The sequence below is a fragment of the Alkalihalobacterium chitinilyticum genome (genome assembly GCF_029028005.1).
Taxonomy (GTDB): domain Bacteria; phylum Bacillota; class Bacilli; order Bacillales; family Bacillaceae_F; genus Alkalihalobacterium; species Alkalihalobacterium chitinilyticum.
This window is the reverse complement of the sequence record NZ_JAOTPO010000007.1, coordinates 191,005-212,833: the sequence shown is the minus strand read 5'-3', so window position 1 is coordinate 212,833 and position 21,829 is coordinate 191,005. Positions and strand designations below refer to the sequence as shown.

General features: G+C 37.6%; 20 protein-coding genes, 5 tRNA genes and 1 rRNA gene. 25 read left to right on the top strand and 1 reads right to left on the bottom strand.

Annotated features, from left to right (window positions below; translation table 11 throughout):
- The first annotated feature begins 236 nt into the window (after window positions 1-236).
- The 5 genes from noc (at window position 237) to N7Z68_RS12260 (ending at window position 5,358) form a co-directional block, all read left to right on the top strand.
- A complete protein-coding gene (noc, locus tag N7Z68_RS12280) occupies window positions 237-1,109 on the top strand; it encodes a nucleoid occlusion protein (protein ID WP_275118768.1) in 873 nt (290 codons plus the stop codon).
- Window positions 1,110-1,453: 344 nt separating this feature from the next.
- Window positions 1,454-2,227, top strand: coding sequence for a ParA family protein (locus N7Z68_RS12275; protein WP_275118767.1), 774 nt, complete (start codon window positions 1,454-1,456; stop codon window positions 2,225-2,227).
- Window positions 2,208-3,059 (top strand): ParB/RepB/Spo0J family partition protein, encoded by an 852-nt coding sequence (locus N7Z68_RS12270; protein ID WP_275118766.1) that lies wholly within the window; start codon window positions 2,208-2,210, stop codon window positions 3,057-3,059. The genes N7Z68_RS12275 and N7Z68_RS12270 overlap by 20 nt, the downstream gene beginning before the upstream one ends.
- 151 nt (window positions 3,060-3,210) lie before the next feature.
- Complete coding sequence (locus N7Z68_RS12265; protein WP_275118765.1) at window positions 3,211-4,365, top strand: aminotransferase class V-fold PLP-dependent enzyme; 1,155 nt, start codon at window positions 3,211-3,213, stop codon at window positions 4,363-4,365.
- A 258-nt stretch (window positions 4,366-4,623) separates the two neighbouring features.
- A complete protein-coding gene (locus tag N7Z68_RS12260) occupies window positions 4,624-5,358 on the top strand; it encodes a DUF554 domain-containing protein (protein ID WP_275118764.1) in 735 nt (244 codons plus the stop codon).
- 420 nt (window positions 5,359-5,778) lie between these two features.
- On the opposite strand, the gene yyaC is transcribed toward N7Z68_RS12260, so the two are convergent.
- Window positions 5,779-6,429 carry a spore protease YyaC gene (gene yyaC / locus N7Z68_RS12255; RefSeq protein ID WP_275118763.1) on the bottom strand — a complete coding sequence of 217 codons (651 nt, stop codon included), beginning with the start codon at window positions 6,427-6,429 and terminating at the stop codon, window positions 5,779-5,781.
- A gap of 154 nt (window positions 6,430-6,583) precedes the next feature.
- On the opposite strand from yyaC, the gene N7Z68_RS12250 reads away from it, so the two are divergent.
- The 20 genes from N7Z68_RS12250 (at window position 6,584) to yycF (ending at window position 21,828) form a co-directional block, all read left to right on the top strand.
- Complete coding sequence (locus N7Z68_RS12250; protein ID WP_275118762.1) at window positions 6,584-7,606, top strand: YkvI family membrane protein; 1,023 nt, start codon at window positions 6,584-6,586, stop codon at window positions 7,604-7,606.
- 84 nt (window positions 7,607-7,690) lie between these two features.
- On the top strand, window positions 7,691-7,891 hold the full coding sequence (locus tag N7Z68_RS12245) for a DUF951 domain-containing protein (RefSeq protein WP_275118761.1): 201 nt from the start codon (window positions 7,691-7,693) through the stop codon (window positions 7,889-7,891).
- A 273-nt stretch (window positions 7,892-8,164) separates the two neighbouring features.
- On the top strand, window positions 8,165-9,262 hold the full coding sequence (ychF, locus tag N7Z68_RS12240) for a redox-regulated ATPase YchF (RefSeq protein WP_275118760.1): 1,098 nt from the start codon (window positions 8,165-8,167) through the stop codon (window positions 9,260-9,262).
- Between the two features lie 124 nt (window positions 9,263-9,386).
- On the top strand, window positions 9,387-9,674 hold the full coding sequence (gene rpsF, locus N7Z68_RS12235; protein WP_275118759.1) for a 30S ribosomal protein S6: 288 nt from the start codon (window positions 9,387-9,389) through the stop codon (window positions 9,672-9,674).
- Between the two features lie 78 nt (window positions 9,675-9,752).
- A complete protein-coding gene (ssb, locus tag N7Z68_RS12230) occupies window positions 9,753-10,256 on the top strand; it encodes a single-stranded DNA-binding protein (protein ID WP_275118758.1) in 504 nt (167 codons plus the stop codon).
- Between the two features lie 75 nt (window positions 10,257-10,331).
- Window positions 10,332-10,568 carry a 30S ribosomal protein S18 gene (gene rpsR, locus N7Z68_RS12225; protein ID WP_209125205.1) on the top strand — a complete coding sequence of 79 codons (237 nt, stop codon included), beginning with the start codon at window positions 10,332-10,334 and terminating at the stop codon, window positions 10,566-10,568.
- Between the two features lie 91 nt (window positions 10,569-10,659).
- Complete coding sequence (locus tag N7Z68_RS12220) at window positions 10,660-11,283, top strand: hypothetical protein (RefSeq protein ID WP_275118757.1); 624 nt, start codon at window positions 10,660-10,662, stop codon at window positions 11,281-11,283.
- A gap of 73 nt (window positions 11,284-11,356) precedes the next feature.
- Complete coding sequence (locus N7Z68_RS12215) at window positions 11,357-12,286, top strand: YybS family protein (protein WP_275118756.1); 930 nt, start codon at window positions 11,357-11,359, stop codon at window positions 12,284-12,286.
- 31 nt (window positions 12,287-12,317) lie between these two features.
- Complete coding sequence (locus tag N7Z68_RS12210) at window positions 12,318-14,282, top strand: DHH family phosphoesterase (protein ID WP_275118755.1); 1,965 nt, start codon at window positions 12,318-12,320, stop codon at window positions 14,280-14,282.
- A gap of 2 nt (window positions 14,283-14,284) precedes the next feature.
- The gene (gene rplI / locus N7Z68_RS12205; RefSeq protein WP_275118754.1) at window positions 14,285-14,728 is read left to right on the top strand and encodes a 50S ribosomal protein L9; all 444 of its coding nucleotides are present in this window, start codon (window positions 14,285-14,287) and stop codon (window positions 14,726-14,728) included.
- Between the two features lie 187 nt (window positions 14,729-14,915).
- Window positions 14,916-16,280, top strand: a complete 1,365-nt coding sequence (gene dnaB, locus N7Z68_RS12200; protein ID WP_275118753.1) for a replicative DNA helicase — start codon at window positions 14,916-14,918, stop codon at window positions 16,278-16,280.
- A 331-nt stretch (window positions 16,281-16,611) separates the two neighbouring features.
- Window positions 16,612-17,898, top strand: coding sequence for an adenylosuccinate synthase (locus tag N7Z68_RS12195; RefSeq protein ID WP_275118752.1), 1,287 nt, complete (start codon window positions 16,612-16,614; stop codon window positions 17,896-17,898).
- A 391-nt stretch (window positions 17,899-18,289) separates the two neighbouring features.
- Window positions 18,290-18,365: transfer RNA gene (locus N7Z68_RS12190), tRNA-Lys, on the top strand.
- Between the two features lie 14 nt (window positions 18,366-18,379).
- Window positions 18,380-18,454 (top strand) — tRNA-Glu (locus tag N7Z68_RS12185).
- Between the two features lie 27 nt (window positions 18,455-18,481).
- A tRNA-Asp gene (locus N7Z68_RS12180) sits at window positions 18,482-18,557 on the top strand.
- A gap of 10 nt (window positions 18,558-18,567) precedes the next feature.
- A 5S ribosomal RNA gene (rrf, locus tag N7Z68_RS12175) occupies window positions 18,568-18,683 on the top strand.
- 12 nt (window positions 18,684-18,695) lie between these two features.
- A tRNA-Phe gene (locus N7Z68_RS12170) sits at window positions 18,696-18,771 on the top strand.
- A 37-nt stretch (window positions 18,772-18,808) separates the two neighbouring features.
- Window positions 18,809-18,884 (top strand) — tRNA-Thr (locus tag N7Z68_RS12165).
- Between the two features lie 283 nt (window positions 18,885-19,167).
- Window positions 19,168-20,676 (top strand): peptidoglycan DD-metalloendopeptidase family protein, encoded by a 1,509-nt coding sequence (locus N7Z68_RS12160; RefSeq protein WP_275118751.1) that lies wholly within the window; start codon window positions 19,168-19,170, stop codon window positions 20,674-20,676.
- Between the two features lie 447 nt (window positions 20,677-21,123).
- A complete protein-coding gene (gene yycF, locus N7Z68_RS12155; RefSeq protein ID WP_275118750.1) occupies window positions 21,124-21,828 on the top strand; it encodes a response regulator YycF in 705 nt (234 codons plus the stop codon).
- The last annotated feature ends 1 nt before the right edge of the window (window position 21,829 follow it).

Sequence of the window (21,829 nt, the reverse complement as noted above, 5' to 3'; positions counted from 1 at the left end):
TTAAATAATTATGGGAATATTTTACATATGGTTATATTTAATCATGCTATTTGTAACGTATTTTCATAGAGTAATATAAATTGTTTCACGTGAAACACTTAATCTAGCAAGAAATACTTGACGTGAAGCTTAAAACCAAGATATAAAAGACTTATAGATATAAGCAGGAATATTGTATGATCTTATCGAAATAAATACTATAATAGACGGTATTATTCAGAAGGTGGTGTAAGGCGATGAAACAGCCGTTTTCACGCCTATTCGGCTTCGGAGAGAAAAATGAAGAAGAAGTGGAAACAGGTGAAAAAAAAGAAAGCGAAACAAATGAGGAAAGAGAAGAAGTAAAACAAATTCCTATTCATGAAATTGTTCCAAATCGGTTCCAACCACGTACTGTTTTTGATAATGAGAGAATTGAAGAATTAGCACAAACGATAAAAACACATGGTGTCATTCAACCCATTGTAGTAAGAAAACGAGAAGGGCAATATGAATTAATTGCTGGGGAACGACGTTGGAGAGCGGTCACGAGCCTAGGGTGGGACACGATCCCGGCTATTATTAAAGAATTCAATGATTCGCAAACAGCTTCTGTTGCATTAATTGAAAACCTGCAACGAGAAGGTTTAACAGCTATTGAAGAAGCGATTGCCTATGCAAAGCTGCTTGAGTTACACGGATTAACTCAAGAAAGCTTAGCGCAACGATTAGGAAAAGGACAATCTACGATTGCAAATAAATTACGACTGCTACATTTGCCGCAGTCTGTTCAAGATGCAATTTTAGAGAGGAATATAACAGAGCGTCATGCAAGAGCTTTAATCTCATTAAAAAATGCGGAGTGGCAAGAACAGATCTTAGAAGAGATTATTGAAAAAGGCTTGAATGTTAAGCAAACGGAAGAACGGGTTAAAGCGAAATTAGAAGCTAGCGAGGCTCCTAAAAAGAAAAAACCGAAACATAAATTGTATTCGAAAGATATGCGAATTGCGATGAATACGATTCGCCAGTCTGTTGATATGGTTATGAAAACAGGTTTAGACGTTGATACAGCAGAAGAAGAAAATGATGAATTCTACCAATTTACGATACGGATCCCTAAGAAATAATCTATCTATATGATAGGTTATTTTTTTGGATTTCCAGCGCTTGTCGCCAATAAGCGGACGCCTTCCGCTTATTGGCGACAAGCTGCAACACCCAGCGTCTAGTAGACTTCGCGTCCCCTCCTTACGATAAGTCAACATCAGTTCGTTAGCTCTCACTGTGTTTCCTATATCTCATACGGGGGAGCTCCAGTCTCTACGCCGCTAAACGGGTGCTTCCGCTTTTCTAATCATATAGGAGAATTGAAGGAAAAAAGTAAAAATTTTAAATAAAAGAAAACAATAAAAACATTTCATGATAAAATAAAAAAATGAAGGGTGTTTTAGAGAAGAAAGAAGGTGTCAGGATGGGGAAGATCATTGCGGTCGCCAACCAGAAAGGTGGGGTTGGAAAAACGACAACAGCTGTGAATTTAAGCGCATGCTTAGCATATATCGGGAAGAAAGTTTTACTTGTAGACATCGATCCTCAAGGTAATGCTACGAGTGGTGCCGGGGTAGAAAAAGGCGATGTTGATCAATGTGTTTACGATATTTTAGTTGAAGATGTTCCTGCCAATGAAATTATAAAAGTAACGAATGTAGAAAATCTACATATTATTCCTTCAACCATACAGCTTTCTGGTGCAGAAATTGAGTTGGTTCCAACCATTTCTAGAGAAGTTCGTCTCAAGCGAGCTTTAGCCTCAGTAGCTGAAGAATATGATTATATGATTATTGATTGTCCACCTTCACTAGGCTTATTAACAATAAATGCATTAACTGCAGCTGACTCTGTACTAATCCCAGTTCAATGTGAGTACTATGCGCTAGAAGGGTTAAGTCAGTTATTAAATACAGTAAGACTGGTCCAAAAACATTTAAATACAGAATTAGAAATAGAAGGTGTCTTATTAACGATGTTAGACGCTAGAACCAATCTTGGAATCCAAGTCATTGATGAAGTGAAAAAATACTTCCGTGAAAAAGTCTTTCAAACGATTATCCCACGGAATGTTCGTCTTGGTGAGGCACCTAGTCATGGACAACCTATCATTATATACGATCCAAAATCAAGAGGTGCCGAAGTCTATTTAGAATTAGCAAAGGAAGTGGTAGCTGATGGCCAAAGGGTTAGGTAAGGGGCTTCAAGCTTTTTTTCCAGAAGCAGCTAATGAAAAAGAAGAAAAGGTTCAAGAAATAAAGGTAAGAGATTTACGTCCGAATCCATATCAGCCACGTAAAAACTTTTCACAAAAGTCAATTGAAGAATTAAAAGAATCAATCCAAAATCATGGAATTCTTCAACCGCTCATTGCTAGGAAAAGTATAAAAGGCTATGAAATTGTTGTTGGTGAAAGACGCTATCGTGCGGCGATTGAAGCAGGACTTGAAACAGTGCCGGTTGTTATAAGAGATCTGTCAGAAGAGAAAATGATGGAGTTAGCACTTATTGAAAATTTACAACGGGAAGATTTAAACCCGATTGAAGAAGCGATGGCTTATGAGAAGTTAATGCAACATATGCAAGTGACACAAGAGCAGTTAGCTATTCGATTAGGTAAAAGTCGTCCGCACGTAGCCAATCACCTTCGTCTCTTGCAATTGCCAAATGTCGTGCAGCAATTTATTCAAGACGGAAAACTGTCAATGGGACATGGTCGTGCCTTGCTGGGGTTAAAAGATAAAAGCTCACTATCACGGCTTTTAGAAAAAGTACTACAGGAAAAGTTAAGTGTACGTGAGTTAGAAAAGCTTGTCCAAAGAATTAACGAAAATGTTTCACGTGAAACAAAGAAGGAAAACGACAAAAAGTCACCATTCTTAAAGTCAAGTGAAGAATCACTTCGAGACTTCTTTGGTACATCGGTAACAATAAAAAAAGGCAAGCGTAAAGGGAAAATTGAAATTGATTTTTTCTCAGAAGACGATTTAGAACGGATATTAGTTTTATTAGATAGAGAAACTGAATAATAGCTAGTGAATGAGTCATCATCTATTGATGGCTTTTCTTTGTCTTTTTAAAGTCGATATGGTAAGTAATAGATGGTAGAAAAAAACAATATCTTAAATCTATATAAGCGACCGTCATCTTTAATAAGTATATAGTAAGTAGGTGAAAATTATGAGTTATATTTATTTTGATCAGGCAGCCTCATCTTTTCCAAAACCGGATAAAGTCGGACAAGCTGTTTTAGAAGCCATTAACGAGTATGGTGCCAATCCAGGAAGGGGAGGGCATTCATTAGCGGTACGTGCCAATGATGTTATTTTTACTGCTCGAAAGAAAATAGCAGCTATGTTTGGGGAGAGAAATCCAGCGAATGTCTGTTTTTACTTAAATGCAACACAAGCTTTAAATCAGGCCATTCAAGGCATTCCATTTGATGAAGGAGACCACGTGATCTCAACTAATTTTGAGCATAATTCGGTTCGACGTCCTTTAGAAATGCTTAAAGAAACGAAAGGAATTGTGACTTCCTATATACAATCAGATGGAAATGGTAACGAAATATTAGAATTATTAGAAAATGAGATTAGTGATAGAACAAAAGCGATAGTCGTTAGTCATGGATCCAATGTAACTGGAACCATATTACCAATTAAAGAATTTGGGAAAATAGCAAGTGAACGAAATCTTTTGTTTGTTGTTGATGCTTCGCAAACAGCAGGTGTTCTTCCAATTGATATAAAAGAAATGAACATTGACTTGCTAGCATTTCCAGGTCATAAAGGATTAATGGGACCACAAGGAACAGGTGTCCTAATTATTAGAGATCATGTTGACTTGCTTCCATTAATTTATGGGGGAACAGGAAGCCATTCTGAAGAAATTGGACAACCTCTAAAAAGACCTGAGCGATATGAGAGCGGAACCTTGAATACGCCTGGTATTGCAGGGCTTTTAGCTGGAGTAGAGGAAATTAATTCAGTTGGACTTGATCATATTTATGAACACGAGGTGAAACTTACTACATATTGTTTAGATAAGTTAACTCAAATTGACGGGATCCGCATTTTAGGTCCGGGGGCAGGTATACCAAGGTTAGCGGTCATTTCGTTTACGATTGAAGGAATGGATGTTCATGAAGCAGCAATGATTCTTGATCAACATTATCAAATTGGAGTACGTTCTGGCTTGCACTGTTCACCACTCGCTCATTCATTAATGGGTACTGGTGAAGTAGGAGCAATTCGTGTCAGTTTTGGGCTTTATAACACAATAGAGGAAATTGATCGATTTATAGAAGCTGTTAAAGAGATAAAATCGTTCTTTTAGAGGATGTTCAAAAAGTGCGGGAAAAATCTCTGCCGGTAGAAGACCTTCGACTAAGCTCCCCACGTCCTGTGGGAACGTCGAAGTCACCACATCCTGTGGAAGCTCGTTGGTTTGCAGCTGAGTTCCTCACGTATTAATACCATACGCTGTGGAACTCACAACTGCACCGGCTTGAACTTCTTGGATCTTTTTGTCTTCCTTTTGAACACGTACTTTTAATAAAGATAAAGAAAGAACAAAATAGAGGGTGGAGAAACGATGGTTTTATTAGGGACACTTGTCAATGGTTTGGCAATTATACTTGGAGCACTTTTAGGATCACTGGTTAAAAATATTCCAGAAAAGGTCAAATCGACAGTCATGCAAGCAATATCGTTAGCTGTTATTGTTTTAGGAGTTAGTATGGGGTTAAAAAGTGATCAGTTTTTAATTGTTATTGGTAGTTTAGTCGCGGGGGCATTACTCGGTGAGAGATGGGATTTAGAAGAAAAACTTAATCGTTTAGGAAAATGGTTAGAAAATAAAGTAGGGGCGAAAGAAAATGGGGGAATTGCCAAAGGGTTTGTTACGACCACATTAATCTATGTAGTAGGGGCCATGGCAATCATTGGAGCCTTAGATAGCGGGTTACGCGGTGATCACTCTGTTTTATATACAAAGTCAATGCTTGATGGGTTTTCTGCGATCATCTTTACTTCAGCTTTAGGTATAGGAGTTATATTTTCAGCTATCCCCGTAATGATTTATCAGGGAGGAATTGCCTTATTCGCCACACAAATCGATCGCTTTATTCCCAGCGAATTAATGGATACTTTTATTGTCGAAATGACAGCGACGGGTGGAATTATGATTATAGCAATCGGTTTAAACATACTCGGTTTAACTCAAATTCGTGTCGCTAATTTACTTCCTTCCATATTAGTTACAGCTATATTAGTGACTTGCGTTTATTATTGGAGCTCAATTATTGCGTTTTTTTCCTTTTTTGGATAATAAGAAAAGCGCAAGGTGCCCGCTTATTGGCGACAAGCGCTGGAGGACCAGCAATAAGTGTCTTGCTCTATAGACACGTTGGATGGACCGAAGCGACCTCGAGCCGATGGCACCTGGAGCTAGACTAGAAAAGCGCAAGGTGCCCGCTTATTGGCGACAAGCGCTGGAGGACCAGCAATAAGTGTCTTGCTCTATAGACACGTTGGATGGACCGAAGCGACCTCGAGCCGATGGCACCTGGAGCTAGACTAGAAAGGCGTAAGGTGCCCGCTTATCGGCTACAAGCGCTGGAGGGCCAGCAATAAGTGTCTTGCTCTATAGACACGTTGGATGGACCGAAGCGACCTCGAGCTGATGGCACCTGGAGCTAGACATCTTCGATTTTTATGCTTTCCTAGCACAAAAAAAGAAACTCATCTATTAAAGATGAGTTTCTTTTCGTTCTCGGAGAAAAATACTAGGTTTTAATGTTTGTAGTAGACTTGATTTTTGCTCGGTCCGTTCAGAGAGAGTATGATCAGTTAAGTGTAAGCTAGAAGCAACAAGATTGGCCATTTTCATAACGGTATGCAGTCGTGTGTTTTGAAGGACAAAGTATTCCATCATTCCCCCGACATTAACGATGCCGGTAATATGAATATTTCCAACTTCCGGCAATTTTTTGTTTACAGCAGCACCTGGTTTAACAGGTCCCTTTGCCACTGTAATATGGCCGACACTAGTTAAACGTCCAAGACAAGCATCGATACCAATGATATAAGGATGTCTATGATTCTGGTCGATTTCTGCTAGTTTTTCTTCCAAATTAACAGCATGGACAGGATATTCGAGAGTTCCATAAACCGTAAAATTAGATAGTCGTTTTTCTGCTAGTTTCGTACCAATTAAAGGACCTAAAGAATCTCCTGTCGAACGATCTGTACCAATGCAAACAATGACAAGCTCCCGATGGGAAAAGGGGCTTAATAATTCAGCTAGTTGCTCTGAAATCGAATGTCTTGCATGCGGCTCATCCATATGAAAACGAGAAGGAGGAGCTTTTTTAGGGAAAATATTTCGATTAAGAATCATATATCTCTCTCCTTTGCAATAGTAGTAACAGTATACGGATATTTTTTCCTTTCTATACATAAAGAGAGAAGAAAAGGTAGTAAAGATATAGAGGCTTGGAAACTATCCTTTCTGTTTTGTTAAAAGTACAAGCATTGGAAGGAGAGACATTGCATTGGTAACGAATGGATTAAAATGGTTATTCTTAATTATTGGAACAATGATCGGAGCAGGATATGCATCAGGAAGAGAACTTTGGGAATTTTTTGGGAGTGAAAGTGGACTAGCAATTATTTTATTTGCAATTTTGTTTATTGTGAGCTGTACGGTTATTTTAAAGATTAGTTACAAGTCTCAATCTTCACACTACATTCCGGTATTACAAACGTTAATGGGAAAACAGTTTACTAAAGTATATGACGTAATGATTGTCCTTTATTTATTTTCCACAACAGTTATCATGCTTGCAGGCGGGGGAGCGACATTAGAAGTCATTCATCTACCGTATTGGTTTGGAATTGGTATTATTTGTGGATTGTTAATTTTGCTGTTCGTCTGGGATACAAAAGGGATGACTTCAATGAATGCATTTGTAATTCCGATCTTAATCATTTGTTTATTATCGGTATTATTTGCTTTTCAATATATGAAAGGCTTCCCATTTGAAATGTCACTCAGTGAACAAAGTAACTGGCCGGCAGCCTTAACGTTTACCGCTTTAAACATATTGCCTCTTATTGCGGTTTTATCGGCGATAGGAAAAGAAATCAAACATGAAGGAGAAATTTGGATTGCTAGTATTGGGAGCGGCGTTATTCTAGGAAGTATTTCATTTTTATATAATGAGTCGCTGCTTCAGGTCGCTGGAGAAATCATACTTTATGAAATACCGCTTTTTGCTATTCTAAAGCATTATCCTTACTTCATGGTCTTACTCATGTCAGGGTTATTGTGGATAGCGATTTATACAACAGCAGCGGCTGGTGTCTTTGGATTAGTATCGAGATTTAGAGAGTATGTCAACTTACCGGTTTGGCTGCTTGCATTACTACTCTTAATGACAATGGTTCCACTCACGACGTTTGGCTTCTCAACCCTTATTTCAATTTTATACCCTTTGTACGGCATACTAAATTTATATGTTTTAGCTTCGATCCTCCTGTATCCTATTTTAAGAAAAGGAATATTTAGCAAATAATTAACAAACATTATTCCTTCTTTTCATTAAAGTAGTGTATAATAACGTAAAAATGGACGAACGTCTCTTAGGAGGAGTCGATTCATGAGCGATAAACAGTATGAAATTAATGATGTTGTAGAGATGAAGAAAGCACATCCATGTGGAGAAAATCGATGGAAAATCATTCGCATGGGAATGGATATCCGTATAAAATGCCAAGGTTGTAACCATAGTGTCATGTTACCGCGGAAAGAGTTCAGCCGAAAATTAAAAAAGATCATTGAAAAAGCCAATAATGATTAGAGAACAGGAAGTTGACTATCTGTAAAAAGCAAAACCCTTGTTTAATGAGATCGACACTGATTTCACTAAATGTCTTCAGACGAGGGGCTGCTGATCGTCAGCTTCTTGTTTTTTTATGGAACTATCTCTATAATTGTGAAGGGTATAAGATGTAAAGATAATGGCCAAAATACGCAATTTTTTTAATGGAGTAAAGTATAAGAAAAGACATCGCCTTTCGCCATCACTGGCGATAAGCCGTGTTTTTCTAAAATCTAAAGGAAGTGATGACCGATGGCTTTAACAGCTGGTATTGTCGGTTTACCGAACGTTGGTAAATCCACATTATTTAATGCAATTACTCAAGCAGGAGCAGAATCAGCGAATTACCCTTTCTGTACGATTGATCCGAATGTAGGAATGGTTGAAGTACCAGATGTTCGTCTTAATCGATTAACAGAGCTTGTTCAACCGAAAAAAACAGTCCCAACGACGTTTGAATTTACAGATATTGCAGGGATTGTTGAAGGAGCAAGTAAAGGTGAAGGGTTAGGAAATAAATTTTTATCTCATATTCGTCAAGTAGACGCGATTTGTCACGTTGTCCGTTGCTTTGAAGATGAGAACATTACTCACGTTGCAGGACGAGTAAATCCTATTAATGATATTGAAGTCATCAATTTAGAGTTGATCTTAGCTGATTTAGAATCAGTTGATAAACGAATTGACCGCGTCGGAAAAATGGCGCGACAAAAAGATAAAGAAGCGATGTTAGAGCATGAGGCACTAGTAAAGCTTAAAGAAGCATTTGAAAATGAAAAGCCGGCTCGTAGTGTTGAACTAACAGAAGCAGAAGCAAAAGTAGTATATGGACTTCATTTATTAACAATGAAACCGGTACTATATGTGGCTAATGTAAGTGAAGAAGACTTACTTGGCGGCGATAATGAGTATGTGAAAACAGTAAAAGAGTTTGCAGTTAACGAAAACTCAGAAGTGATCGTAGTGTGTGCAAAAATTGAATCAGAAATTGCTGAGCTAGACGGTGATGAAAAAGCGATGTTCCTAGAAGAGTTAGGCATTGAAGAATCTGGGTTAGATCAATTAATTCGTGCATCTTATCATCTTCTAGGACTTCGTACGTACTTCACGGCTGGTGTACAAGAAGTTCGTGCATGGACGATTAAACAAGGAATGAAAGCACCACAAGCAGCCGGAGTTATTCACTCGGACTTTGAACGTGGATTTATTCGCGCTGAAGTTGTGGCTTACAATGACCTTGTTGAAGCTGGGACTATGACGTTAGCTAAAGAAAAAGGGAAAGTTCGTTTAGAAGGAAAAGAGTATATTGTCGAAGATGGCGATGTTATTCATTTCCGTTTTAATGTTTAATAATAGAAGGCTTGTATAGTACAAGCTACTCTGGTATAATGATTCAATGTGAGTAAATGACATTAGTTTTTTGCTCCTTGCTCCACAATGATGGAGCCGTTAGACCAAAAGGAGGTGACGAGGAATGCGTAAATACGAAATCATGTACATTATTGCGCCAAACCTTGATGAAGCTGCTACAAAGGAGCTTGTTGAGCGTTTCAATGGTGTATTAACTACTAATGGTGCTGAGATCGAGAAGGTTGAAGAAAAAGGTAAACGTCGTTTAGCTTATGAAATCAATGACTTCCGTGAAGGTTATTATGTTTTAATCAACGTAATGGCTAATCCAGAAGCAATTGCTGAATTCAACCGTCTAGTTAAGATCAACGAAAACATCATTCGTTTACTAATCGTTAAAGACGAACAATAATAGACGAACAATAAAATAAAAGTTCATAGGAGACTTTGAACTTTTACTAGAAGAAGTGAAATATTGGGAGGGGTTCTGATGATTAACCGTGTCGTCCTTGTTGGACGTCTAACAAAAGACCCAGAGTTACGTTATACTCCAAATGGTGTAGCAGTAGCCAACTTTACCCTTGCTGTGAATCGACAATTTTCGAATCAGCAAGGTGATCGAGAAGCTGACTTTATTAACTGTATCGTCTGGAGAAAGCCTGCTGAAAATGTAGCGAACTACTTGAAAAAAGGTAGTCTTGCTGGTGTTGAAGGCCGTATTCAGACACGTAGCTATGATAATAATGAAGGTCGCCGAGTTTATGTGACAGAAGTTGTAGCTGATAGCGTACAATTTCTGGAGCCAAAAGGTTCAGGCGGTGGAGGCGGCGGTTCTCAAGGCGGAAACGACTTTTATAGCCGTGGCCCAGCACCAACTGGCCAAGGAGGATACGGTCAACAGAATCCTAATCGTAACCAATCTCGATTGGACGAGGATCCGTTTGCATCAGATGGCAGCAACATCGACATTTCTGACGATGATCTTCCATTCTAATCGTAAACGAAACTCCCGATGACTAGACAAAATGGGATAGTATATATAAAAATTTAAAAAGAAGGAGGAATTACAATGGCTCGTAGAGGACGTGGACCAAAACGCCGTAAAGTTTGTTACTTTACAGTAAATAAAATCGAGAAAATCGATTACAAAGATACAGATCTTTTGAAGAAGTTCATCTCTGAGCGTGGTAAAATCTTACCTCGTCGTGTAACTGGTACTTCTGCAAAATACCAACGTCAATTAACTACTGCAATCAAGCGTGCTCGTCAAATCGCTTTATTACCGTACGTTAATGAAGTTAACTAATTAACTTAAAAGGCATGATAGAGATCACTCTCTGTCGTGCCTTTTCTTATTCTATAATTGTAGGAGAACCTGATGATTGAGGTGACTAGGGATGGGATTTATTTTACCCTATTGGACAAAGCACATTATTATGTTTTTAGTTGCTGTTGTGTTAGTAAAGCCAGTACATATGGTTAGAGGACAATTGGTTAGAAGACTCGGTAAGGACTATAAAACCTTAATTATCTTTTGCACTACTTTAGTTGTTATTACGATATTAATATCGGTATACGGGTTTATAGCGACAAAACTATCATCTGAAGTTTTTAAAGGAGATATTGTTATAAATGAAAGTGACGAATTAAAAGAGGTACACTATAAAAAAGGATTATTACTAAATACAACTGATATCACTCTAGTCCAGGGGAAGTATATGAATGGTTATAAACATAGTTTTGGGATTAGAGAACAAAATGGTGAATTAAAACAAGTAACAATAACTTTTGATTTGAAAAAGGTCGATGGTATATATGAATATTTAAAAAGTGAAGGGTTGGAGGATAGTAAAGAAAATCTCTATTTTCCTATGGATGAGTATTTTCATAAATATCGGATTCAAGTATATGATTTAATGACTGAATATCTTAAAACAGGAAATAGTTACAGTGCTTCGCTCAAAGATATAGAACAAATTATAAATGGACAAACAAACCATTTTTATATTTCATTAGAATAAAACGGTCTTTCACTTTCTTTATCTTTAGTTGAAACTAGGGTAAAATAGATGAGATAAAAAGAGAGGTGAAGATGTGAAGAAAACAAAAGCCTTAACAGAAGGAGCATTATTAGCAGCACTGTTTGGCATCGGTGTAATCGCACTCCTATTTATACCATTTATTTCAATGGTACTAATTTGGTTTATGCCTGTTCCATTTATCATTTATGTCCTTCGACATGGTTTAAAACCGGGTATTTTATTTTGGACAGTAACGTTATTTATAACATTTATTATAGCTGGATTACCTGGGCTTCCCATTCCGTTATTGTTTGGATTAGGTGGTTTAGTAGCAGGTGAATTGTACCGAAGAAATAAGTCTGGATTAGCAGTGTTACTAGGCGGTAGTTTAACGTATATTGTTAGTATTATTGTCCTTTTCATTATGAGTATAGCTTTGTTAGGAATACATCCATTACATACGACTCAAGAGTTAATGCGTCAATCGATTGAAACCGCTGAAAGCATGTTATCAGGGCTTGGCCAAGACCCTGGGGAACAATTAGAAGCTTTCCAAGATTTAATTGATATGCTTGGTCAATTAGGACCATTATTAATTATATTAATGGGGGTAACGACAGCCTTACTGACACAACTATTTTCAAGACTCATTGTTAAACGATTTTATCCAAAGGTTCCATCTCTTCCACCGTTCAGAGAGTGGACGTTTCCAAAGTCGTTTTTATGGTATTATTTAATTGTATCGATTCTTGTTTTAATTGGAGTACCTGAAACTTCATTTATTTACACTGTACTAATTAATCTGTTTCCTTTACTTACATTTGTTATGACGATTCAAGGATTATCCTTTATTTTTTATTATTGTTATGTCAAGGGTGTACCGAAAGTAGTCCCTATTTTAATTACAGTGTTTACGCTGCTCTTACCCCTGTTTTTAGTGATGGTAAGAATATTAGGTATCATTGATTTAGGTTTTGAATTACGGAAACGAGTTAAAAAGTAAGAGTTAGGAATATAAAGTAGGAGTTGACAATATGCCTAAGTTCTTGATGAAACGGTGGCATGGTTATCACGTAGTTTCCTTGTTTACTGTAGCGGTGCTTTTTATTGGAATATTAACATACTATCAATGGCAACTTGGGATTATTGGCTTCTTTATGTTAGGTGTTTTACTGATTTATACGATTCAAGCAAGGATCTCTTTTGAAAAGCAACTTGAAGAGTACATTTCAACGCTTTCGTATCGAATTAATAAAGCAGGGGAAGAAGCAGTTATAAACTTGCCAGTAGGAATATTACTCTATAATGAGGAACGCGTCGTACAATGGGTTAATCCGTACATCAATCAAGTATTCGGAGATACCTTCATTGGAAAGCCATTAGAAGACTTATCTGAACACCTTCTATCAATTATAGAAGAGGAACAGGAAGAAGGTCTGATTTCACTTAAAGAACATTTTTTTCATGTAGAATATAAAAAAGATGAACGTCTGCTTTATTTCTTTGATGTAACAGAAACCGTACAAACGAAAGAGATGTACGAAGAAGATCAAACGGTAATTGGGCTCATCTATCTAGATAATTATGATGAAGTTACTCAAGGTATGGATGATCAAGTCCGAAGCAAATTGTCTAGTCAAGTAACGGCTACATTAAATAAGTGGGCAAGTGATTACGAAATTCTACTTCGAAGAACAGGATCTGACCGGTTTTTAGCCATCTTTAATAAACAGACACTTAGTTTAATCGAAAAGACCAAGTTTGGAATTCTTGATGAAATAAGAGAAGTCACTGGAAAAGAAAAAATTCCAATTACTTTAAGTGTAGGAATTGGAAGTGGTGATGGAACGATTCGAGAACTTGGTGCTCTTGCTCAATCTAGTTTAGATCTAGCACTCGGTCGTGGCGGGGATCAAGTAGCTATCAAAGAAAAGAACGGTAAAGTTCATTTTTATGGCGGAAAATCAAATGCGATGGAAAAACGTACCCGTGTTAGAGCACGTGTAATCTCTCATGCTTTACGAGACTTTGTTGTGGAGAGTTCTAAAGTGATTATAATGGGGCATAAGAACCCGGATATGGATGCAATTGGAGCTGCCATTGGAGTTTTAAAAATTGCTGAAGTCAATGGAAAAGATGGTTATGTCGTCTTAGACAGAGATGAAATCCATTCAGATGTTCAAAAATTAATGGAAGAAATTGAAAAGCATGATCACCTTTGGTCGCATTTCATTACACCAGAAGAAGCTGTGGAGATGGCGAATGACCAAACACTTCTTGTTGTGGTTGATACTCATCGACCATCGCTGGTTATTGAGCCTAAACTTCTAGATCGTGTGGATCGAGTGATTGTTCTCGACCATCACAGGCGCGGTGAAGAGTTTGTCACGGATCCGGTTCTAGTGTACATGGAGCCATATGCTTCTTCAACGGCTGAATTGGTTACCGAGTTATTAGAATATCAACCAAAGAAATTGAAAATGGATATTCTGGAAGCGACAGCCTTATTAGCTGGAATTATTGTTGATACCAAGAGTTTTGCCGTCAGAACAGGCTCACGTACATTCGATGCTGCTTCTTTCTTAAGGAGAAATGGAGCTGACACCGTCCTCGTTCAGAGACTGCTTAAAGAAGATATGGATCAATATGTACGACGAGCAAAGTTAATCGAGTCGGCGATTATTTACCAAGATACAATAGCAATTGCAAAAGCTGCGGAAGATGAGGTATATAGTCAAGTTTTAATTGCTCAAGCAGCAGATACACTGTTAACAATGGATGGTATTACAGCCGCATTTGTGATTTCAAGGCGTCAAGATGGACGAATTGGAATTAGTGCTCGGTCATTAGGAGAAATAAATGTCCAAGTCATCATGGAGCAATTAAAAGGCGGCGGGCATCTAACGAATGCAGCTACACAATTAGATGATACTTCATTAGATGAAGCTGAAGATTTGTTAAGAGATGTCATAGACGAATATTTAAAAGGGGGAAGTTAACAATGAAAGTTATATTTCTTGAGGATGTAAAAGGTAAAGGGAAAAAAGGAGAAGTAAAAAATGTTGCTGAAGGTTATGCACGTAACTTCCTTTTCCCACAAAATCTAGCTGTAGAGGCTTCACAGGGAAATGTTAAAAACCTTGAAGCACAAAAGAAAAGTGAGTCAAAAAAAGTTGCTGAAGAGTTAGCAGATGCTCAAAAATACAAAGAAGAACTTGAAAGTATCACTGTAGAAATTAAAGCGAAAAGCGGTGAAGGCGGTCGCTTATTTGGAGCTGTTTCTACTAAACAAATTGCTGAAGAACTTTCAAAAATGAAGAAAAAAGTAGATAAGCGTAAAATTATGCTAGATGAGCCAATTCGTGCTTTAGGCTTTACGAATGTTCCAATTAAAATTCATCCTGAAGTCGTTGCTACAGTAAAGGTTCATGTAACCGAACAATAAAATAGAACCAAATAATAAAAAGATAATATACAAAAATGGTTGATTTTAATAATCAACCGTTTTTGTGTTTTATGGTAGAATATATGTCTAAGAAGAAAAGAAAAAAGACGTTGCAAAATAAATAAAGATTATAAAATAAAAATAGATAGATTTTAAAAAGAGTTAAGTTCAGGAGAGGAGGATTTTAATGAGTGATTTATTTGCTGACCGTACCCCTCCCCAAAATATTGAAGCGGAGCAGGCAGTACTTGGTGCCATTTTTTTAGAAGAACAAGCTTTAGTTACTGCTTCAGAGCGGTTAATACCGGAAGATTTTTATCGGTCTGCACATCAACGAATCTATGAGGTTATGCTTAGTCTCGCAGAAAAAGGAGAACCTGTTGATCTAATTACGGTAACTTCAGATTTACAAGACAGAAACTGGTTAGATGATATAGGTGGTGTATCGTATTTAAGTGATTTAGCCAATGCTGTTCCAACCGCAGCAAATATTGATTATTATAGTCGAATTGTCGAGGAAAAATCACTATTAAGAAGGCTGATCCGGGTCGCTACAAATATTGCTGCCGATGGGTATACGAGTGAAGATGAAGTAGATGCGATTTTAGATACAGCAGAAAAAACGATTCTTGATGTCGCCCAACGTAAAAATTCAGGGGCATTTATAGCGATAAAAGATGTACTTGTTGAAACATATGATCGAATCGAAGCGCTTGAAAAGCAAAGTGGAGAAATTACCGGTATTCCTACAGGGTTCGTCGAACTTGATCGGATGACAGCCGGTTTCCAACGTAACGATTTAATTATTGTTGCTGCTCGTCCATCGGTAGGTAAAACCGCTTTCGCCTTAAATATTGCGCAAAATGTCGCGACAAAAACAGATGAGAATGTTGCAATCTTTAGTTTAGAGATGTCAGCTGGTCAGCTAGTTCAACGTATATTATGTGCGGAGGGAAACATTGATGCACAAAAGATGAGAACGGGACAGCTAGAACCTGAAGATTGGCAAAAGTTAACGATGGCGATGGGGAGTCTGTCTAAAGCAGGGATTTATATTGACGATACACCTGGTGTTAAAGTTAATGATATTCGAGCGAAGTGTCGTCGTCTCAAGCAAGAGAAAGGCTTAGGCATGATCTTGATTGACTATTTGCAACTTATTCAAGGAAGTGGAAGAGGCGGCGAAAACCGTCAACAAGAAGTATCTGAAATTTCTCGTACATTAAAAGCCATTGCCAGGGAGTTAGAAGTTCCGGTAATCGCTCTTTCACAGTTATCCCGTGGTGTAGAATCTAGACAAGATAAACGACCGATGATGAGTGATATTCGTGAATCGGGAAGTATCGAGCAGGATGCCGATATCGTTGCCTTTTTATACCGTGATGATTACTATGATAAGGAATCTGAGAATAAAAATATTATTGAAATCATCATAGCAAAGCAACGTAATGGTCCTGTTGGAACAGTCGAACTTGCTTTCGTAAAAGAATACAATAAATTCGTTACCTTAGATCGACGTCATGATGAAAGCAGTATTCCTCCTGGAGCATAACGTTGAAGGGTTAACAATAATCAATGACAAAAAACCCATGCTGAAGCAGCATGGGTTTTGTAGTAATGAGGAAAAATGACCGATGAGAAGTATAGTTTTAAATTGATGAAGTGAACTCATTCTCGATCTGGATATTATATCTATGGCAAAAATGAGCTTTACTAACCAATTTAACAATTTATAACGAACAAATTAATAAAAAATATTAAATAATGTTCGGGTTTTATTGACTTTAGGGATGTAAATTGATAAACTAGCTATGGTTTGAGTAAGATCATTAATATTTACACAACATACATAGAGGTGTAAAAGCAATTGTGGAGGTGCACATATGTCATCAGTAGTAGTTGTTGGAACGCAATGGGGAGACGAAGGAAAGGGTAAAATTACAGACTATCTTTCTGAAAAAGCAGAAGTAGTTGCACGCTATCAAGGTGGAAACAACGCAGGGCATACAATTGTTTTCGGTGGAGATAAGTATAAACTACATTTGATTCCATCAGGAATTTTTTATAAAGACAAAATCTGTGTGATTGGGAACGGTATGGTTATCGATCCTAAAGCACTAGTCGAAGAACTAAAGTACTTACATGACCGAAATGTAGATACAAGCAACCTTAGAATTAGTAATAGAGCTCACGTTATTCTACCTTATCATCTGAAGTTAGATATCGTAGAAGAAGAGCGTAAAGGTGCAAATAAAATCGGAACAACAAAGAAAGGTATCGGACCTGCTTATATGGATAAAGCAGCTCGTATCGGTATCCGAATTGCTGATTTACTTGATCGAGAAGAATTCGATCAAAAAGTTGAGCGTAACTTAGAAGAGAAAAACCGCATGTTTGAGAAGTACTATGAAGTTGAAGGATTTAAAAAAGAGGACTTCCTTGATGAGTACTATGAATATGGTCAACAAATTGCGCAGTATGTTTGTGATACATCTGTTGTTTTAAACGATGCATTAGATGATGGCCGTCGTGTACTTTTTGAAGGGGCACAAGGCGTTATGCTTGATATTGATCAAGGTACATATCCTTTTGTTACTTCTTCGAATCCTATTGCTGGTGGGGTTACGATCGGTTCTGGTGTAGGTCCATCAAAAATTCATCATGTAGTAGGGGTATCAAAAGCGTATACAACACGTGTAGGTGATGGTCCATTCCCGACGGAACTTCATGATGAAATTGGTCATCAAATTCGTGAAGTAGGTAATGAATATGGAACGACAACTGGTCGTCCGCGCCGTGTCGGTTGGTTTGACAGTGTTGTCGTACGACATGCTCGTCGCGTAAGTGGTCTTACGGACTTATCCCTAAATTCAATTGATGTTTTAACAGGAATTAAAACATTAAAAATTTGTACAGCCTATAAATATAAAGGTGAAATTATTGACGAATTTCCAGCTAGCTTAAAAGTTCTAGCTGAATGTGAGCCTGTATATGAAGAGTTACCAGGATGGGAAGAAGATATTACAGGTGTTCGTTCATTAGACGAACTTCCTCCTAATGCGCGTCATTATATTGAACGTGTATCTCAGTTAACTGGTATTCCTTTAGCCATTTTCTCAGTAGGCCCAGATCGTAATCAAACAAACTTAATTCGTGGTGTGTTTGTTTAAATTTTATAACTTTAGGCAAGAATAGGTAAAAGCTTGTTCTTGCCTTTACTTTTTATATAGTAAATGGATATGCAGCAATCAAAATATGAAAATAGCCTTAAAGAAAACTCGCCATTGGCTAGCTTTTTAGCGAAAACAGAGGCGGAGTTGTCTTATACTTAATTCCTAAAATTGTTCATTACGTCGAGAATACTTCTTTACCGAGAATTTATAATTGTTAACGAACAAAAAAAGACTTGAAAATAAACGAGTTTTACAGTATTCTATTAAAGGTTGTTCAAGTGCTTGTCCAAGTTATAAAAAAGGAAAAACTTTTTATGAAAAGTGCTTGCAAATGACAAATACTTATGTTAATATAATTCTTGTCGTTAAGAAACATTAACAAATATGAGAGCCATTAGCTCAGTTGGTAGAGCATCTGACTTTTAATCAGAGGGTCGAAGGTTCGAGTCCTTCATGGCTCACCACTTTAATTTAAAGTGGCCCGTTGGTCAAGCGGTTAAGACACCGCCCTTTCACGGCGGTAACACGGGTTCGAATCCCGTACGGGTCACCAATTACATTGAAAATTAAATATTATTATGGTCCCGTGGTGTAGCGGTTAACATGCCTGCCTGTCACGCAGGAGATCGCGGGTTCGATTCCCGTCGGGACCGCCATAATAAAAAGTTTGGTGATGATGGCAAAGAGGCCACACCCGTTCCCATGCCGAACACGGAAGTTAAGCTCTTTAGCGCCGATGGTAGTTGGGGGCTTCCCCCTGTGAGAGTAGGACATCGCCAAGCTTTTTATTTTTAGGCTCGGTAGCTCAGTCGGTAGAGCAATGGACTGAAAATCCATGTGTCGGCGGTTCGATTCCGTCCCGAGCCACCATTTTATTTTAGTAAGTTGCTATTACCTTAATATGTAGGCCGGTGTAGCTCAATTGGTAGAGCAACTGACTTGTAATCAGTAGGTTGGGGGTTCAAGTCCTCTCGCCGGCACCATTTGTTTTATTCTTAGGAATAAAAAATAAAGATTTACCATAATCATATATATCGAGTAAGGACAAATACACCGTTTAGATGGTGTTTTTTTTTTGCCTTTAACAGGAGAAACGGGAAGAACCAGCTACCTTTATGAAAGGCTATTTCGTGTACGATTATTACATAAACATTTCATTTTCAATTATCTGACACGTTTTAAATCGCTTTATGTTAAAATGATAAAGGTTGTCTAAGTTTGTCTAATAGAGCAACTTTGGTTGTAAGGGAGTTTTAGGAGGATCTTATGAATCTGTTTAAATCGACAAGTGCCGATGAAAGTAATAGGTTTAGGCACAATAAATTAGTAGAAAAATGTAAAAGCTTTGTACATAATTCAATACATAATGTAAAACTTGCTACTAGTGTAGCAACATGTTCAGCTTTATTTTTAGCAACGCCTGCAGTGCTAGCTAATGAAAATAGCGATAGTTCATTACAAACGATGTATCACGTGTATGTAGATGGTGAAAGAATAGGTTCTATTAATGATACGGAAGACTATCAAAGACTAGTTGATGAAAAGATTAACGAATACACTAAAAAATATGAATCACTTAATCTAATGATTGGCCAAGATGTTCAGCTTATTCCAGAACGAGTATTCCAAGCAAGAACAAAAACAGAAGAAACGATTGAAAAACTAGATGAGCTTTTAACCATAAAAGCTGAAGCTGTAGCAATGCGTTTTGACGATGAGACTGTATTATTTGTTGAGGAACAAGAAACAGCAGAACAGGTCTTACGCGATTTTAAATTACAGTATGTATCAGAAGATGAGTTGGCGTCTTATGAAGAGGGGAAAGAAGATAAAGAGTACTCGGTAAATCCAAGTGTAGGAGAAACAGAAATTCAGGAGATTTCTTTATCATCGGAAGTAGAGTACGAGTACAGCTTAGCTCATCCAAGTGATATTTTATCAAAAAGTGAAGCGATTAAAATGCTAAAACTCGGTACGTTAACTGAGGAAACGTATTCTGTTGATGCAGGGGATGTTCTTGGTTCCATTGCGAGCAAGCATAACTTAACGACGAACGAGTTACTAGAGCTAAATCCTGATATCACTGAGGATACACTTCTACAGATTGGGCAAAAGGTCAATGTAACAGCCTATAAACCTACTATTACTATTCTAGTAGAGAAGGTAACAAAAGTCGAAGAAGAAATTACTTTCCAAACAGAAACGAAAGAAGATTCGTCGATGTGGAAAGGCGATACGAAAATTGAGCAAGAAGGAAAACCTGGAAAACGGATTGTAAGCTATGAAATTGTTGAGCAAAATGGCCAAACGATTAAGCGAAAAATCCTTGAAGAGGAAGTTGTAGAAGAAGCGGTTAATCGTATTGTAGTTAAAGGAACAAAACAATCGACTTCGCGTGGAACGGGTAATCTAGGTTGGCCTGCTGTTGGTGGTTATATTTCAAGTTATCAAGGAAACCGTTGGGGCCGTTTCCATAAAGGAATTGATATTGCACGTCCTAGTAACTACAATATTTTAGCTGCAGATAATGGAACGATTGTTTCAGCAGGATGGCAAGGCGGCTACGGGAATACGATCCGCATCAATCATAACAATGGAGTTGAAACATTATATGCACATTTAGCTTCTATTGACGTTCGAGTAGGTCAAACAGTTGCTAAAGGTCAAAAAATAGGTGTAATGGGGACCACAGGAAATTCAACAGGAATTCACCTCCATTTTGAAGTGTATCATAACGGTAAGCTTCAAAACCCAATGGACTATTTAAACCGTTAACATATACGGAGGCTGACTCATGGGTCAGCTTCTTTTTTTATACTCTACAAAAAAGGAGCGGTTCCTATTCAGGCAACTTAAGATTAATAGTTTACTATGTCTAATTGATGGAAAATGCTCGAGTATATAAAGCAAAATAAATAAAGGATTTTTTTAATATAGGGGCCTCTCAGTCCGTTTAAAAAATATAAACTATTTTTCCACAACAAAAGTAGTTAGCTGTATATCTTTTAACTCAAATGGAAGGCTTCAGTCTATAAGACGCCGCTAAGCAATGACGTACCTTGATTGAATAGCTTTAACCATTAGTGTCTAGTGCGATATTCCTACCTTCGGCTTTTGAATTATGGAACATCTGGGGAATAGCTATATATCTACTTTTGTGAACAGTTAATGTGTTAAAATATGAAGATAAGTAAAACGTAAACTAGGTTAGGGGCGATTAGAATGGATAACCGCATTCTTGTAGTAGATGATGAGAAACCAATTGCAGATATCTTGAAGTTTAGTTTAGAAAAAGAAGGCTTCAATGTCATTTGTGCACATGATGGTAATGAAGCAATTGAATTAGCTCTTAAAGAAGTACCTGATTTGATTTTACTTGATATTATGCTGCCGTATAAAGATGGAATGGAAGTTTGCCGAGAAATTCGTAAAAGTCATGATATGCCGATTATTATGTTAACGGCAAAAGACTCTGAAATAGATAAAGTATTGGGCCTTGAATTAGGTGCTGATGATTATGTAACGAAACCGTTTAGTACGCGTGAGCTGATTGCGCGAGTAAAGGCTAATTTAAGACGTCATAGCATAAAACCAGATGAACAGAACCAGATGAAGGAGATTGTCGTGGGTGACTTAGTCATTAAGCCTGATGCTTACTTAGTCAAACGTCGCGGTGAAGAAATTGAACTGACTCACCGTGAATTTGAGCTCATTCATTACTTGGCAAATCATCTCGGGCAGGTTATGACGAGAGAACATTTACTGCAAGCCGTTTGGGGATACGATTATTTTGGAGATGTGAGAACCGTTGATGTTACGGTAAGGCGACTTCGTGAAAAAGTAGAAGATAACCCTAGTTACCCGACTTGGATTATTACGCGTAGAGGAGTCGGATATTATTTACGTCTTCCAGGGCAGGAGAATTAAG